Raw genomic sequence first — 15,185 nt, forward strand, 5'->3', positions numbered from 1 at the left:
AGGCCAAGTAAAATATGTTGAGTGCCGGTATTTCCTGTAAAATCCGGCTCAATTAGAGTGTTGTAAAAGGGCGCTTCGGCGCCCTTCTTTACTTGGCTTAATCTAGAATAACTACATGAAGAATATTCGCAATTTTTCTATTATCGCTCATATCGACCACGGCAAGTCCACGCTGGCCGACCGTATCATCCAGTTGTGCGGTGGGCTGTCCGACCGTGAAATGGAGGCCCAGGTACTGGACTCCATGGATATTGAGCGTGAGCGCGGCATTACCATCAAGGCACAAACGGCGGCATTGGAATATAAGGCGCTGGATGGGCAGGTCTATAACCTGAATCTGATCGATACTCCCGGTCACGTCGATTTTTCCTACGAGGTCAGCCGCTCTCTCGCTGCCTGCGAGGGCGCATTGCTGGTCGTGGACGCTTCGCAAGGCGTAGAGGCGCAAAGCGTGGCGAACTGTTATACCGCGATTGACCAAGGTGTCGAGGTGGTTCCTGTTCTCAATAAGATCGATTTGCCTGCAGCAGATCCGGAACGCGTGATGCAGGAGATCGAGGATGTGATCGGCGTGGATGCTTCCGAGGCCGTGCGTTGTTCCGCCAAGACTGGTGTCGGGGTGCAGGATGTGTTGGAAACCATGATTGCCAAGATACCCCCGCCGGTAGGCGACCCGGAAAAACCCTTGAAGGCTTTGATTATCGACTCATGGTTCGACAATTATGTGGGCGTCATTATGCTGGTGCGGGTGGTGGACGGCGTGCTCAAGCCCAAAGACAAGATCCGCATGATGGCGACCAAGGCAACTTACCTTTGCGAGCAGGTCGGTGTCTTCACACCCAAGTCCCGCCCGCGTGCCTCGTTGTCGGCGGGTGAGGTGGGATTCATCATCGCGGGCATCAAGGAGCTGACCAGTGCCAAGGTCGGCGACACTGTCACCCTTGCAGACAGGCCAGCCAGTGAAGCCTTGCCAGGCTTCAAGGAAGTCAAGCCACAGGTATTTGCCGGCTTGTATCCAGTGGAATCGAACCAGTTCGAGGCCTTGCGCGAAGCGCTGGAAAAGTTGCGCCTCAACGATGCTTCGCTGCAATTCGAGCCAGAAAACTCCAGTGCGCTAGGCTTCGGCTTCCGGTGCGGGTTCCTTGGCCTGTTGCACATGGAAATCGTGCAGGAGCGCCTGGAGCGCGAGTACGACATGGATCTCATCACCACAGCGCCGACTGTGGTGTATGAGCTGTTACTCAAGAGCGGGGAGGTGGTGCAGATCGAGAACCCGTCGCGCCTGCCTGAGCCGTCGCGCATTACCGAAATCCGCGAACCCATCATTACCATCAACCTGTTGATGCCGCAGGATTACGTTGGCCCGGTGATGACCTTGTGCAATAACAAGCGCGGCGTGCAACGCAACATGCAATATATGGGGCGGCAGGTGATGCTGAGTTACGAGATGCCGCTCAATGAAGTGGTATTGGATTTCTTCGACAGGTTGAAATCGGTGTCACGTGGTTATGCTTCCATGGATTATGAGTTCCTTGAGTTCCGTGCCGCGGACCTGGTCAAGCTCGATATCATGGTCAATGGTGAACGCGTCGATGCATTGTCGTTGATTGTGCACCGTTCAAACAGCGTTTACCGTGGCCGGGAACTGGTATCCAAGATGCGCGAGCTGATTCCGCGCCAGATGTTTGATATTGCAGTGCAGGCTTCCATCGGCGCCAATATCATTGCCCGTGAGACGGTGAAAGCGATGCGCAAGAACGTCCTGGCCAAGTGTTATGGTGGCGACATCACCCGCAAGAAGAAACTTCTCGAAAAGCAGAAAGAAGGCAAGAAGCGTATGAAGCAAGTTGGTAATGTTGAAATTCCACAGGAAGCATTCCTGGCTATTTTGAGGGTTGAAGACAAATGATGTTTGCATTGTTTATGTTGGCGGTGCTGGTCATCACTGGGGCGATCTGGCTGCTGGACAGCTTGTTCTGGCGCAAGAAGCGTGCTGCAGATGCGGCAGACCCTGTGATCGTGGAGTACTCCAAAAGCTTCTTCCCCGTAATCCTGGCCGTATTCCTGATTCGTTCCTTCATTGTGGAACCATTCAAGATTCCTTCCGGCTCCATGATGCCGACCTTGCTGGCCGGGGATTTCATCTTGGTGAACAAGTTTTCCTACGGTCTGCGCGTACCTATCCTCAACAAGACTTTCTTTGAGATCGGGCATCCGCAACGCGGGGATGTGTTTGTGTTCCACTATCCGCCTGATCCCTCGATTGACTACATCAAGCGCGTGGTTGGCGTGCCAGGGGATCGCATTGCCTATCGCAACAAGCGCCTCTATGTGAATGGCCAGGCGGTGCAGACTGAATATGTCGATGATTACAAGTATGTCGGCTCCGGCCTTAACATGATTGTGACCAAACGCTATCAGGAGCAGCTGGGCGATACCAAGCACGATATCCTAATCGAGGAAAACGGCATGGCGTTCGATGGCGAGGTCGAGGTGCCTCCAGGTCACTACTTCGCCATGGGCGACAACCGGGACAATAGCAAGGACAGCCGTGTCTGGGGCTTCGTCCCCGAGGATAACCTGGTTGGCAAGGCATTCCTGATCTGGTGGAATTTTGACGACTTTGGCAGAATTGGCACCAAGATCAAATAATTGGAGGGAGCCAGCATGAAAAAGCAGCAAGGCATGTCATTCCTGAGCCTGGTGGTCGTCATCGCAGTGGGTATATTTTTTGCTGTATTGGCAATGAAGCTTGCGCCTTCCTATATCGAATATTTTGCTGTCAAGAAAGCGATTAGCCGCATTGCCCATGACCCAGGGTTCTCCAGCATGAGCAAAGCGGACATGATTGCTGCTTTCCAGAAGAGCGCCACCATCGACGATATCCGCAGCGTCGAAGCCCGGGACCTGACCTTCCTGCGTGATGAGAACGGCAAGACGGCGCTTTCGGTCGATTACCAGGTCGTGGTGCCCTTGTTTTCCAATATCAGTGTCTTGCTGGACTTCGAGGCATCTACCGACAATGCCCGTTGATCGTCAATCTTGCCCTGGCCGTGTGGCTTGCATGGCTTTTTCAATGCTGCATGTATCCCGTGGCGGGCTGCCGTTTTGAGCCAGAACAGCCTGGTACGCCAGCTTGCGTACGAATTCAAGGATAAAGGCCTGCTGACGCTGGCGCTCACCCATCGCAGCTATTCTGGAAGCAATAACGAGAGACTGGAGTTCCTTGGAGACGGCGTGCTGAATTTCCTGGTGGCACATCAGTTGTTCCTGCGTTTTCCAAAATTGCCCGAGGGCGATCTCAGCCGGTTGCGTGCTCAGCTGGTCAAGGAACAAACCTTGAGCGAGATTGCCACAGAACTGAGTGTGGGGGAATTCCTCCGTCTTGGCGAAGGCGAACTCAAGAGCGGCGGCTGGCGGCGCCCCTCGGTGCTGGCCGATGCTATGGAAGCCATCATCGGCGCGGTTTTCCTGGACGGGGGCTACCCGGCTGCCGAGGCGCTGGTGAAGCGCTTGTTCCTGCCGCGCATGGAGGGCATAGACCCGAAGGCAATCGGCAAGGATGCCAAGTCCCTGCTACAGGAATTCCTGCAAGGGCGCAAAATAGACCTGCCCGAATACAACGTCTTGGCAACCGAGGGCGAAGCGCATTGCCAGACATTCCGGGTGAGCTGCCATATCACCAAGTTCCAGATTACCACCGAGGGCAAAGGCTCCAGCCGACGTGCGGCTGAGCAGCAGGCCGCCCAGCTGGCTTACGAGCAATTGCTCGAAAAAGGAAAGAAATGACATCATCCAACGCTTTTCGTTGTGGCACCGTCGCCATCGTCGGCCGTCCCAACGTGGGCAAGTCCACCTTGCTCAACCATATCCTCGGCCTCAAGCTGAGCATTACGTCACGCAAGGCGCAAACCACGCGGCACCGCCTGCTGGGAATACATACCACGGAAGATACGCAATTCCTGTTCGTGGATACGCCAGGTTTCCAGCAAAAGCATATCAATGCGCTCAACCGCAACCTGAACCGCACCGTCACCCAGGTGCTGAGCGAGGTGGATGTGGTGTTGTTTGTGATCGAGCCCATGCACCTGGGAGATGCGGACCGCAAGGTGCTGCAGCTGCTGCCGAAGAATCAGCCAGTATTCCTGGTCGTCAACAAGGCTGACCTGATGGGCGACAAGGGGAACCTGTTGCCGTTGATTCAGGATTTCGACCTGGAGTTTCCATTCACCGGCATCATTCCCGTAAGCGCCAAGAAAAATCTGTATCTGGATGAGCTGCTGGCTGCCGTCCGTGAACACCTGCCTGAACAGCCGGCGATTTATGGCGAGGATGAGCTGACGGACCGTAACGAGCGCTTCCTGGCGGCAGAAATGCTGCGTGAAAAGATATTCCGTTTGCTGGGGGACGAAGTGCCGTATTCCGTAGCGGTGGAGATCGAGAAGTTCGAGCAGGAAGGCAATTTGCGCCGTATCCATGCCGCCATCATTGTCGACAAGGATAGCCAGAAGCCGATGCTGATCGGCAAGGGCGGCGAAAAGCTCAAGCGCATTTCCACCGAGGCGCGCCAAGATATGGAAAAGCTGTTCGGCGGCAAGATCTGGCTCGAGACCTGGGTGAAGGTCAAGAGTGGCTGGGCGGACGACGAACGCGCCTTGAAATCCCTGGGCTACTGAGAGCCTGTTCACAATTTTTTCATAGGGTACGCATGGCTCCAAAACGTGTCTGGTCAAGGCCCAGTGTGCAGGTAATGCTGCAACGCGGCGGACGTGTTTTAGGGGCATGCCCTCCGGGTTGCTCCGGCAGCGCAGCCGCTGCTGTGTTGCAAATCCTCGCCGGGCAATGAGCCCGTCTGTGGTTTGCGCCTTGCTTCGACTACACTGCCGGAGCAACGTACCTCATGAAAAAATTGTGAGCAGGCTCTAAAAGCCGACCCTGGACCAGAAGAACAGGATATTGCCGTTGCCCCGGCCGCCAGGCACATAACTGGTGTTCACCGAGTATTGCCTGTAGTTGAGCGACGCAATCGGCAGTACGCCAGGGATGGGGATGTTCTTGTAGATATCGGCACGCGAAGTGAGGAATGCCGTGTAGCCGACGCCGGCATGCAGTCCCGACCGAGGTCCCATCATCCATTGGTGTCCATAGCCCAGCATAGGTTGCACATTGCTGTGCGAGTCCGAGAATGCCATCAAGTAAACACCTTCCCAATTGCCTGCGGCATTGTAGCGGCTGCGTCCGTATCCCAGGCCCCAGGTGAATTCACGGAACGAGTCGATCTTGTCGTTATCGTAGGCAAAGCGCAAGTGGTGGGTCCAAAGCGGAATGTAGAGGTCATGATCGCCGTTTTTCCAGGTATCCGAGATGCGCTCGCATGACTTGTCTATCCATGAGTAGTCCGTGTTGCACGCGGCCTCTGCCGCCAGTGGGACGAGCATGGTGCTGCTCATCGCGATGATGCCGTGCCTGATATTCATAAGCCTATACCTTAACCATCTGCTAGACCTGACAGCAGAGCATGAGGAAAGGTTTCTCCACTGCGCTGATATGGGCGAGGAAACCTGAGATAAAATGCGTGCTGGTTCTTAATCTAACATAAAGTTTGCATGGCACTCAGTAACATCCACCGCCAAGACAATCAGCCTGTGTATGTGCTGCATACCTATCCGTTCAAGGAAACCAGCCTGGTGGTCGAGTTGTTCAGCCGCGAGTTCGGCCGGGTGGCGGCCGTCGCCAAGGGCGCGAGGCGTCCGCGTTCTGCCATGCGCGGCATGCTGCAGGCTTTTCAGCCACTGCAGGCGACATGGTCAGGCAAGGCCGAGCTCAAGAACCTGCACAGCATGGAGTGGGGAGCGGGTTTGCTCCTGCTGCGCGGCGAGGCGCTGATGTGCGGCTTCTACCTCAACGAGTTGCTGTTGCGCTTGCTGCCGCGCGAAGATGGGCATGACGCATTGTTCGACTACTATAGCCAAACCTTGCGCATACTTGCGCAGGACCAGGTGCCGGTGGCGACTACTTTGCGTCGCTTTGAGCTCAGGATGCTGCAGGAGCTGGGCTATGCCGTGCCGCTCGAGTATGACGAAGCAGGCAATGCCATCAAGCCTGAGCATATGTATTCCTACGTTGCCGAACAAGGCGCTGCCCCTACAAGCCAGCATGTAGCGCCGCCAAATGGCGTACAATTATCCGGCAAGACATTGCTTGCCATGGCGCAGGATGACTACAGCGATGCGCTGACCCAGCAGCAAAGCAAGCAATTGATGCGTGCCTTGCTCGCGCACTATCTGGGAGATAAACCTTTACATACCCGACAACTACTCATGGATCTGCAGGCATTATGAAACTAGGCGTCAATATCGATCACGTGGCCACCCTGCGCCAGGCGCGCGGCACTCAATACCCCAGTGTGGTGCAGGCCGCCCTGCGCGCCGAAGAGGCGGGGGCGGACAGCATCACCATTCATTTGCGCGAGGACCGGCGCCATATTCAGGATGCCGATGTTTTTGCGTTGCGTCCGTTGCTGCAGACGAAAATGAATCTGGAAATGGCGGTAACCGACGAAATGGTCGGCATCGCCCTTCAGGTGAGGCCGCAGGATGTCTGCCTGGTGCCTGAGCGCCGCGAAGAGCGCACGACCGAGGGCGGTCTGAACGTGATCGGCAACCTAGGCGCTATCAAGGGCGCCTGCAAGACGCTGGGAGATGCTGGAATTCGCGTTTCCTTGTTTATCGGGCCGGAGCTGGAACAAGTCGAAGCTGCCAAGGCGGCAGGCGCGCCGGTCATTGAAATTCACACAGGGGCATTTGCCGACGCCGGTACCGAGGCAGCAAAACATGCTGAATTGCAGCGCATTCGCATGGCAGTGGACCATGGGCTGGCACTGGGCCTGACTGTCAACGCCGGGCACGGCCTGAATATTCACAACGTGCATGAGATTGTCAGCATTCCCGGTATCGAGGAACTCAATATCGGCCATGCGATCGTGGCCCACGCCCTGTTTGTCGGCTGGGAGTACGCAGTGCGCGAAATGAAGGCGCTGATCGTGCAGAAGGCGACCTAAGCTTCGGTAACTCTCCAGCATGATTTATGGGATAGGTACCGATATCGTCGAAGTGGTGCGCATTGAGGAGTCACTCAGCCGCTTTGGTGACGCATTCGCCCGGCGTATTCTCAATGCTGCCGAGTGGCAGGAATACGAGGCGAGCCGGGTCAAGGCCAGGTTTCTTGCCAAGCGCTTCGCTGCCAAGGAGGCATTCGCCAAGGCGTTGGGCACAGGCATACGCGGCGCAGCCAGTTTCGAGAATATCGGTATCGGGCATGACGCCCTAGGCAAACCGGAGTTTCGGTTGGCGCCGTTGTTGCAGGCGTGGCTGGAGGAAAAGGGCGTAGGCAGCCTGCATCTTTCCCTCAGTGATGAGAAAGCCATCGCTGCCGCATTCGTGGTTTTGGAGCGCGCCTGAACCATGCATCGTAAGCTGTGGCTCGCCTGCCTGCTATTTGCAGGCGCTGTAATGAGCGCTGAGCAGTGGGAGCTGGCGGGGGAAAGCAGCGTCGGCAAGCATTATATCGACCAATCCAGCGTGGTGCGCAATACTGCAGATCAGAAAGTGACCGTGCAGACCAAGGTGGAACAACCTGATGCCAGTATCTGGGTGACGACCATGCAGGTGGATTGCCACACCAGGCGGTTCAGTTATCTCAAGGGGTTCCAGCTCAAGGACGGCAAGCAAGTGGTCAGGTTCGACGCTCCACGTGCGGAAGAGCCAATCAGCCCGGGTTCACTCCCGGATCAGCTGGAACAGCGCTACTGCGCCGCTCGCGTTGCGCCGATTTCCGCACCGGTACCCAGCTGGGAGATCGTCAGCAACAGCAACGCGGGCGAGGTGGCGATTGACCGTGCTTCCTTGCAGGCGCTGCCAGGTCAGGAGTTCAAGGTCAATACGCGAGTGAGGTTGTTCAACAAGAATGAGCAAACACTGAGTTCGCTGCAATTCAATTGTGGCAAAGGCACGTTCAGGATACTGCAGTCGCAGAGATTGCGTGACGGTCATGCCGAGTTTCTGTTTGACAAGCCGCAGCCCGATGTGCCGGTAAGCAAGTCGGCGACCACACAGGAGCTTGCCAAGACAATCTGCACTCCGGCCGCCAAGCCTGCACGCACACCATTTCAGGAAGATGCCTGCAAGGCGACATTGCATGATTTGCAGGGGCTGGAAACCCGCGTGCAGGCTGATGTCGATGCCCACGCCCTGTATTGCGACACCATGCAGAACTACTTGGACCACCTCGCAAAAATTGCCGACGAGGTGGAAAAAAACCACTGCGCTATCCACGGTCTGGACCAATACCAGCGCGAAATCCGTGCTGTTGGGTGCGAGGACCCGGTAAATGGACAATAGCATAGAGATGGATTGGGAGCGCAGGTTCGGCGGTGTGCGCAGGCTGTATGGCGAGTTGGCGCTACATAGGTTTCGTCATGCACATGTAGCCGTGATCGGCATGGGCGGCGTGGGTTCATGGGCGGTGGAGGCCTTGGCGCGTAGCGCGATAGGCAAGTTGACGCTGGTTGATCTCGACAATATCGCCGAATCCAATGTCAATCGCCAGTTGCACGCTGTCGAAGGGGCTTTCGGCCTTGCCAAGGTCACGGCCATGGCGCAGCGCGTGCGAGAGATCAATCCCTTGGCTGAGGTGCGGGAGGTTGAGGATTTCATTGCATCGGATAACCTTGATGTATTACTGGACAGCAGTGTTGACGCGGTGCTGGACGCGATAGACGATGCGCGGGCCAAGGTAGCCTTGGCCGCATGGTGCCGCAAGCTCGGGATTCCGCTGGTGATGGCAGGCGGAGCGGGGGGGCGCGTCGACCCGACACGCATCCGGGTGGCCGACTTGGCAGACGTGCATGGCGACAGGTTGCTGGCAAAAGTGCGCAATCAGTTGCGGCGCGACCACGGCTTCCCGAAAGGATTGGACGGAAACAAGCCAGGCAGTAAAAAGAAATTACCAACATTCGGTATCGCCTGTGTTTATTCTGACGAACCTGTACAGCAGCCGGAAACAAGTTGCAACGTAGAGGCCGGCAGCATCACGGGTTTGAATTGCGCAGGCTATGGCTCATCGGTTGCCGTGACTGCCTCATGCGGCATGATTGCCGCGGCGGCAGTGCTCAAGCGTTTGGCGGTGGGGTGAACGCTTGGGCGATGGTGCGCTCGTATTCCGGAAAATAGCGCGAGATCACGGAAAGGTCGAAGCTGCGCAGAATGCTGGTGTTGGGTTCGCGCTCCAGTAGAAACTCGAAAGAGCGCCGGATCAATACTTCATTGTCGAAGCGCCCTTGGCTGAGCGTGTTTGCATAGTCTGGCGCTATTGTCACCCGGTGCGTAGTCGCCGAATTTGCCTCGATGGCAACCTCGAACGTATGTTCATCTAGTTTGTTGACGGTGATTTTCGTCATCGCAATCCCCTTTGATGATTAGGGTATAGTGTAGCTCGAAATGTAGCCGTGTAACACTAAATTAGCCACATGTTAAGGCATTTGCCGATTAGAAATCGTAGCGCAGACTGGCGCCTATCGTACGCGGCTGGCCGGCCGAACCGACATAGAGGTTGCTGCCTGCGTTGGTGAGGCCGAGAAAGTAGCGCTTATCCAATACATTCTTAGCCCATAGCGAGAAGTCCCAGCGATGCTTGCCGCTGGTTACCCGCAAGCCGGTGCTGACATTGAGGATGCCGTATCCGGCAATCTTCGAGTATTCCGAGTTGTTGACGTCGCCATAGCTTTCGGAGCGCCAGCTGTATTGTGCATTGGCATAGTGTTCAAGGTTGTCGGCAGGGTTCCAGCGCAAGTGGGCGCCGCTACTGAATGCCCAGCGCGATGCGCCGTTCACCTGGTTGCCTGCAATGCTGCGCGTTCCTTTGCCATAGCCGCTGTCACTGGTACCGCCAGGACCATTGAATTCCTCGGCCGGGGTGGGAGCCGTGCCGCGGTCAAAGCTGGCATCGGTGTAGGCCCCGCTCAGGCTGAGGCTGAGATGCTGGCTGACCCTGGCACGCAAATCCAATTCCATCCCTTTGCTGCTCAGGTCGCCCACATTGGTAAGCAGTCCTGCATAGGTGCCGTTGATCGATGTCCCGGTGATGGCCTGGTAATCCTTGACCCTGGTCAGGAAGACGCTGGCGTTGGCGACCAAGCGCTGATCCAGCCAGCTCGACTTGATGCCGAATTCGAGATTGTTGGCTTTTTCCGGGTCAATGTTCAAGGCCTCGGTGCCCAGCACCGCGCCTGGTGAAGCCACGCCATTGGTGTTGAAGCCGCCGGATTTTTCGCTGGATGAGTAGGTGGCATAGCCAAGCACACGGTCATTCAGCCAGTAGCTTGCGGTCAGCAGGCTGGAAAGGCTTTCATCCTTCTGGTGTTGCACGCCGGTATCGTAATGATCAAGCAAGGGGGAGAGGATTGGTGGCAACGGGGTAATCTGGTCTTGCACCACTCGCGCTTCTTTTTTCTCCATGGTGGCGCGCAGGCCTGCGGTCAGGTCGAGTTTTTCCGACAGGTGCCAGGTGCCTTGTCCGAATAACGCATAGCTGTGGGTCTTGGCGTAGCCGGACCCGGAAAACGCCGAATTGTCGGGGTAGATGGTGGTCAGCGCGAAAGCATCCGGCCCGGTCATGTACTGCTCGCGGTTGGAAACGTCTTGATAGTAGTAGTAGACGCCCGCTACGTAGTCGAATACATCGCTCAGGGGTGAGGCCAGGCGGATTTCTTGCGAGTATTGCTTATGGCGGGCATCGACGCCGCCGTTGACCGCAAACAGATCGGTACGGTCGAGATCGTTGTCTGGCTTGAATTGCCATTGCCGCCAGGCGGTGATCGAGGTGAGGGTGTAGCCATTGAAATGCCAGTTGGCCTCAGCCGAGAGGGCATCCTGGCTGGTACGGGTACGTTGCCTTCCGTCCAATGTGACCTTGTAGTCCTTGGGGTCATAGGCGCGATTTGATGCACCCAGGCCGTTGGCGTGGGTGATGGCGTCGGTCGCGTTGGAACCTGGAGTGCCAGCAGGCAGGTTACTGGAATAATCAGGGCCGAAAACCGGCTGGCCTGTTACCGGATGTATCCCTAGAAACATGAATGCATTGGGTGTCCATGGCCCATACCGATAAGGCACCAGGGTGCCAGTGCTGGAATCTTCCTCGTTGTGCTCGGCAATCAGGCGCAGGTCAAACGATTCGCTGGGTTGCAGCAGCAGTTGCCCACGTGCGCCAGTACGGTTGATTTCGTTGAGGTTCTTGCCGTCGTAGGTGTTCTTTACCCAGCCGTCATCATGGGTTTTATAGGCGGCAATGCGCAATGCTGCCATCTCATTGATTGGCTGGTTGAGCATGACCTTGTATTGCTCAAAGTCGCGCGACCCGTAACTCGCTTCCGCCGAATATTCCGGTTTGAAAACCGGCTTGCGGGTGGTGATGTTAAGCACGCCGGCAGTGGTGTTCTTACCGAATAGTGTCCCTTGCGGGCCGCGCAGCAGTTCGGCCTGCTCGATATCCAGCAGGTCGAACACGGCCAGGCCGGGGCGGCCGAGGAATACGTTGTCGAGATAGATACCGGCGCTGCCTTCCAGCCCCTCGTTGGCCGGGTTGTTGCCTATGCCGCGGATGGCGATGCTGGACTGGCGCGGATGCAGGAATTGCGCCGTGAGGCTGGGCATGAGCTGCGGCAGGTCCTGCAATTGGTAAATCCTGCCGGCTTCCAACTGATTGCCTTTGACTACCGATACGGTGGCAGGGACGTCCTGCTCTTTCTCCAGGCGCCGTCTGGCAGTTACGCTGGTGGTCTCGAGTTTCTGGATTCGCTCTGTTGAGTGTAAAGGTAATTCATCATGGGCATGGCTGGGGCCGGATGTGGCGATGAGGGCGAGCATGCTGACGCCCATGGTACTGTACTTCAAGACTGGAGCTCCCGTACGAGGCTGGCAGAACCTCCGCCTCACTTATGGCAATGAATAACTTAATTTCTGATTATTTTTTGCGTATTTTATATCTAAATGACACCGGCTTACTGCCTGGTGCTTGAAATTCGTTTCGCTGCCCTTATATAGGCAACATTGTCGTTCAACTGCATAACGGGAGTGAGCAAGATGTCCACAGAGACACTACAGAAGGAAACCCTGGGTTTCCAGGCGGAAGTCAAACAGCTTCTGCAATTGATGATTCATTCGCTCTACAGCAATAAGGAAATCGTATTGCGCGAGTTGATTTCCAACGCCAGTGATGCCGCGGATAAGCTGCGATTCGAAGCACTGGCAGATAACAGCCTCTATGGCAATGACAGCGACCTCAAAATCCGTGTCAGCTTCGACAAGCAGGCGCGCACCATCACTATCTCCGATAACGGCATTGGCATGAGCCGCGAGGAGGTGATCAACAATATTGGCACTATTGCCAAGTCTGGCACCAAGGAATTCCTACAATCACTCACTGGCGACCAAGCCAAGGATGCCAACCTGATCGGCCAATTCGGCGTGGGCTTCTACTCTGCATTCATTATTGCCGACAAAGTGACCCTGACCACCCGCCGTGCAGGCAGCAATGAGGCTGTGCGCTGGGAGTCCACCGGCGAGGGCGATTACACCCTGGAGCCTGCCGAGAAGGAAAGCCGCGGTACAGATATCGTTCTGCATTTGCGCGAAGGCGAAGATGAGTTCCTCAACGATTGGAAACTCAAATCCATTATCCGCAAGTATTCCGACCATATCACCCTGCCCATCGTCATGAAGAAATCCGAGTGGAAGGATGGCGAGCAAGTGCCGACGGATGAGGATGAAACCGTGAACAAGGCTTCTGCCTTGTGGGCGCGCAACAAGAGTGATATTTCCGAACAAGAATACCAGGAATTCTACAAGCACGTCTCACACGATTTCGAGAACCCGTTGACTTGGAGCCATAACCGGGTGGAAGGCAAGCAGGAATACATTTCCCTGCTCTATATTCCTTCCAAGGCGCCGTTCGACCTCTATGACCGTGAGCGCCAGCACGGCATTAAGCTTTATGTGAAGCGCGTATTCATCATGGATGATGCCGAACAATTGATGCCGCAATATCTGCGCTTCGTGCGCGGCGTCATCGATAGCGCCGACCTGCCTCTGAACGTGTCGCGCGAGATCCTGCAACACTCCAAGGATATCGAGGCCATCAAGACCGCCTCCGTGAAACGCGTATTGAGCATGTTGGAAGACCTGGCCGAGAACAAGCCGGAAGAGTATGCCAAGTTCTGGAAAGAGTTTGGTCGCGTGCTCAAAGAGGGCCCAGGAGAAGATTTTGCCAACAAGGAACGCATTGCGGGTTTGTTGCGCTTCGCCAGCACGCATGCCGATACTGACGAACAGGTGGTTTCCTTCAAGGATTACATCGCCCGCATGAAGGAAGGGCAAGAGGCCATCTACTATATTACCGCTGATAGCTTTGCTGCGGCCAAGCATAGTCCGCACCTCGAAATCTTCCGCAAGAAAGGCATTGAGGTCCTGCTGCTGTCAGATCGCGTCGATGAGTGGCTGGTGAGCAGCCTGACCGAGTTCGATGGCAAGAAGCTGCAGTCTGTTGCCAAGGGCGACCTGGACTTGGGCAAGCTGGAAGATGAAGCCGAGAAGGAGCAGCAGAAAAAAACCGAGGACGAATACAAACCATTGGTCGAACGTATCCAGGCCGCACTGGGCGATAGCGTGAAAGAAGTACGCGTGACTCACCGCCTCACGGACTCCCCAGCTTGCCTGGTGGCGGGCGAACACGATCTATCCGGCAACCTGGAGCGCCTGCTCAAGGCTGCAGGCCAGAAAACGCCGGGCAGCAAGCCCATCCTCGAAATCAACCCCGATCACGGCATTGTGCAGCGCCTGAAGGATGTGACGGATGAGGCGAAATTTGCCGACTGGGCGCATCTTCTGTTTGATCAGGCATTGTTGGCAGAGGGCGGCCAGCTGGAAGACCCAGCTGCTTTCGTGCGCCGCGTGAACGCGATGCTTGCCTGAGCCCGCAACGTCAGGTCAGCATTGAAAAAACCGCCATTGGCCCTTGGTCAACGGCGGTTTTTTATTGTATAATCCGCCGCTTCGCATAAGCCGTTGAGCGTATGCGAAGGTTCGTAGTGTGCAGGTATGCTATGCCTTCGGGCGTGGTGATAGCGTCGAGCTATCCATTCCGTGCGTGATTGCCGGGGTGCAGGAAGCGAAGTGTCAGGTCAGCCTGATCAAACCAACTAATGAGGAGTTTTAAAGAATGTCTAGATTCACCGGCCCACGTCTTAAAGTAATGCGCGCACTTGGTATTGATCTGCCTGGCTTGTCCCGCAAGACCATAGAGGCACGCCCAACCCCTCCTGGCCAGCATGGTGCCAAGAATACACGCCGCAAGAAGTCCGACTTCGGTGTCAAGCTGCAGGAAAAGCAAAAGCTGCGTTTCAATTACGGCCTCTCAGAAAAGCAACTGCGTCGCCTGATGGTGGATGCGCGCAAGGGCAAATCCCCTACCGGCGAAACATTGCTGCAACTGTTGGAGCGTCGCTTGGATAATGTGGTCTTCCGCGCAGGTTTCGCACCAACGATTGCCGCTGCCCGCCAACTGGTTACCCATCGCCATGTAATGTTGAACGGCAAGTCCGTCAACATCCCCTCTATTCGCGTGCGTGTGGGTGATGAAATATCACTGAAAGCGAGCAGCACCAAACTGCCTATCGTAGTGGAAACATTGGCCAACCCACCTTTGACACGCCCTGAATGGATCTCCTGGGCTGAGCAAAGCCAGCAGGCCAAGGTTGCGCATCTGCCGGCAGCGGAAGATGTGCCGTTCCCAGTTGATGTTCAGCAGGTTGTCGAGTATTACGCTAACCGTCTGTAATTTTTGACAGGAATTTCAAAAGGCCGCAATTGCGGCCTTTTTTATTGCTGAAAGCCCGCAACATGATGCCATTCGACTTAGGGATAGCAAATAAGAATAATTAAGGAGTAGGCGTAATTAACTGATAGAATGCGTATTATTCTTGACTACATATATGAGAATAGTTATCATTTTTCGCTCGTGTTGCAGGGTGCTTGGCACCGTTGGTTGCAACCTAAACAACGAGCGGGATGATGATGAAGACAGCGAACAATTGTAGGCGTGTAGTGCTTGCTGGAGCTGAAGGATGCAGGGTG

Annotated in this window: 15 protein-coding genes; 12 read left to right on the forward strand and 3 right to left on the reverse strand. The window is 55.7% G+C overall.

Annotation, left to right across the window (positions count from 1 at the left end; translation table 11 throughout):
• Nucleotides 1–115: 115 nt before the first annotated feature.
• From lepA to era, 5 genes are all read left to right on the forward strand, one after another.
• Complete coding sequence (lepA, locus tag MFLA_RS04415) at nucleotides 116–1,909, forward strand: translation elongation factor 4 (RefSeq protein WP_011479225.1); 1,794 nt, start codon at nucleotides 116–118, stop codon at nucleotides 1,907–1,909.
• Nucleotides 1,906–2,652: a signal peptidase I gene (gene lepB / locus MFLA_RS04420; protein ID WP_011479226.1), complete on the forward strand. Its 747-nt coding sequence runs from the start codon at nucleotides 1,906–1,908 to the stop codon at nucleotides 2,650–2,652. The genes lepA and lepB overlap by 4 nt, the downstream gene beginning before the upstream one ends.
• A gap of 15 nt (nucleotides 2,653–2,667) precedes the next feature.
• Nucleotides 2,668–3,033, forward strand: a complete 366-nt coding sequence (locus tag MFLA_RS04425; RefSeq protein WP_011479227.1) for a DUF4845 domain-containing protein — start codon at nucleotides 2,668–2,670, stop codon at nucleotides 3,031–3,033.
• 75 nt (nucleotides 3,034–3,108) lie between these two features.
• On the forward strand, nucleotides 3,109–3,789 hold the full coding sequence (gene rnc, locus MFLA_RS04430) for a ribonuclease III (protein ID WP_048811857.1): 681 nt from the start codon (nucleotides 3,109–3,111) through the stop codon (nucleotides 3,787–3,789).
• Entirely contained in the window at nucleotides 3,786–4,676 is an 891-nt protein-coding gene (gene era, locus MFLA_RS04435) for a GTPase Era (protein WP_011479229.1), read from the forward strand. Before rnc ends, era begins: the two co-directional genes overlap by 4 nt.
• Before the next feature lie 246 nt (nucleotides 4,677–4,922).
• On the opposite strand, the gene pagP is transcribed toward era, so the two are convergent.
• The gene (gene pagP, locus MFLA_RS04440; RefSeq protein ID WP_011479230.1) at nucleotides 4,923–5,477 is read right to left on the reverse strand and encodes a lipid IV(A) palmitoyltransferase PagP; all 555 of its coding nucleotides are present in this window, start codon (nucleotides 5,475–5,477) and stop codon (nucleotides 4,923–4,925) included.
• A gap of 129 nt (nucleotides 5,478–5,606) precedes the next feature.
• Between pagP and recO the strand changes: the two genes are divergently transcribed.
• Genes recO through MFLA_RS04465 form a run of 5 tightly spaced genes read left to right on the forward strand, consistent with a single transcriptional unit; the run spans nucleotide 5,607 to nucleotide 9,192 of the window.
• A complete protein-coding gene (recO, locus tag MFLA_RS04445; protein ID WP_011479231.1) occupies nucleotides 5,607–6,341 on the forward strand; it encodes a DNA repair protein RecO in 735 nt (244 codons plus the stop codon).
• Nucleotides 6,335–7,060: a pyridoxine 5'-phosphate synthase gene (locus MFLA_RS04450; protein ID WP_048811567.1), complete on the forward strand. Its 726-nt coding sequence runs from the start codon at nucleotides 6,335–6,337 to the stop codon at nucleotides 7,058–7,060. Before recO ends, MFLA_RS04450 begins: the two co-directional genes overlap by 7 nt.
• A gap of 19 nt (nucleotides 7,061–7,079) precedes the next feature.
• Nucleotides 7,080–7,460: a holo-ACP synthase gene (gene acpS, locus MFLA_RS04455; RefSeq protein ID WP_011479233.1), complete on the forward strand. Its 381-nt coding sequence runs from the start codon at nucleotides 7,080–7,082 to the stop codon at nucleotides 7,458–7,460.
• Between the two features lie 3 nt (nucleotides 7,461–7,463).
• Complete coding sequence (locus MFLA_RS04460) at nucleotides 7,464–8,399, forward strand: surface-adhesin E family protein (protein ID WP_011479234.1); 936 nt, start codon at nucleotides 7,464–7,466, stop codon at nucleotides 8,397–8,399.
• A complete protein-coding gene (locus tag MFLA_RS04465) occupies nucleotides 8,389–9,192 on the forward strand; it encodes a tRNA threonylcarbamoyladenosine dehydratase (RefSeq protein ID WP_011479235.1) in 804 nt (267 codons plus the stop codon). The genes MFLA_RS04460 and MFLA_RS04465 overlap by 11 nt, the downstream gene beginning before the upstream one ends.
• Here the strand turns inward: MFLA_RS04465 and MFLA_RS04470 are convergent.
• Together MFLA_RS04470 and MFLA_RS04475 are read right to left on the reverse strand one after the other, a co-directional pair.
• Entirely contained in the window at nucleotides 9,170–9,457 is a 288-nt protein-coding gene (locus MFLA_RS04470; RefSeq protein WP_011479236.1) for a hypothetical protein, read from the reverse strand. The genes MFLA_RS04465 and MFLA_RS04470 overlap by 23 nt on opposite strands.
• A gap of 88 nt (nucleotides 9,458–9,545) precedes the next feature.
• Nucleotides 9,546–11,948 (reverse strand): TonB-dependent receptor, encoded by a 2,403-nt coding sequence (locus tag MFLA_RS04475; RefSeq protein ID WP_011479237.1) that lies wholly within the window; start codon nucleotides 11,946–11,948, stop codon nucleotides 9,546–9,548.
• A 189-nt stretch (nucleotides 11,949–12,137) separates the two neighbouring features.
• On the opposite strand from MFLA_RS04475, the gene htpG reads away from it, so the two are divergent.
• A complete protein-coding gene (gene htpG, locus MFLA_RS04480; RefSeq protein ID WP_011479238.1) occupies nucleotides 12,138–14,024 on the forward strand; it encodes a molecular chaperone HtpG in 1,887 nt (628 codons plus the stop codon).
• A 247-nt stretch (nucleotides 14,025–14,271) separates the two neighbouring features.
• Nucleotides 14,272–14,889, forward strand: coding sequence for a 30S ribosomal protein S4 (gene rpsD, locus MFLA_RS04485; RefSeq protein WP_011479239.1), 618 nt, complete (start codon nucleotides 14,272–14,274; stop codon nucleotides 14,887–14,889).
• Nucleotides 14,890–15,185 lie beyond the last annotated feature (296 nt).

The organism is Methylobacillus flagellatus KT, from assembly GCF_000013705.1.
GTDB classification, from domain to species: Bacteria; Pseudomonadota; Gammaproteobacteria; order Burkholderiales; family Methylophilaceae; genus Methylobacillus; species Methylobacillus flagellatus.

Excerpts from the sequence above, each read along its gene's own strand:
- era (WP_011479229.1), top strand. The coding sequence starts at position 3,786 with ATGACATCATCCAACGCTTTTCGTTGTGGCACCGTCGCCATCGTCGGC.
- lepA (WP_011479225.1), top strand. The coding sequence starts at position 116 with ATGAAGAATATTCGCAATTTTTCTATTATCGCTCATATCGACCACGGC.
- pagP (WP_011479230.1), bottom strand. The coding sequence starts at position 5,477 with ATGAATATCAGGCACGGCATCATCGCGATGAGCAGCACCATGCTCGTC.
- MFLA_RS04470 (WP_011479236.1), bottom strand. The coding sequence starts at position 9,457 with ATGACGAAAATCACCGTCAACAAACTAGATGAACATACGTTCGAGGTT.
- rpsD (WP_011479239.1), top strand. The coding sequence starts at position 14,272 with ATGTCTAGATTCACCGGCCCACGTCTTAAAGTAATGCGCGCACTTGGT.
- MFLA_RS04465 (WP_011479235.1), top strand. The coding sequence starts at position 8,389 with ATGGACAATAGCATAGAGATGGATTGGGAGCGCAGGTTCGGCGGTGTG.
- MFLA_RS04425 (WP_011479227.1), top strand. The coding sequence starts at position 2,668 with ATGAAAAAGCAGCAAGGCATGTCATTCCTGAGCCTGGTGGTCGTCATC.
- recO (WP_011479231.1), top strand. The coding sequence starts at position 5,607 with ATGGCACTCAGTAACATCCACCGCCAAGACAATCAGCCTGTGTATGTG.
- lepB (WP_011479226.1), top strand. The coding sequence starts at position 1,906 with ATGATGTTTGCATTGTTTATGTTGGCGGTGCTGGTCATCACTGGGGCG.
- acpS (WP_011479233.1), top strand. The coding sequence starts at position 7,080 with ATGATTTATGGGATAGGTACCGATATCGTCGAAGTGGTGCGCATTGAG.
- htpG (WP_011479238.1), top strand. The coding sequence starts at position 12,138 with ATGTCCACAGAGACACTACAGAAGGAAACCCTGGGTTTCCAGGCGGAA.
- MFLA_RS04460 (WP_011479234.1), top strand. The coding sequence starts at position 7,464 with ATGCATCGTAAGCTGTGGCTCGCCTGCCTGCTATTTGCAGGCGCTGTA.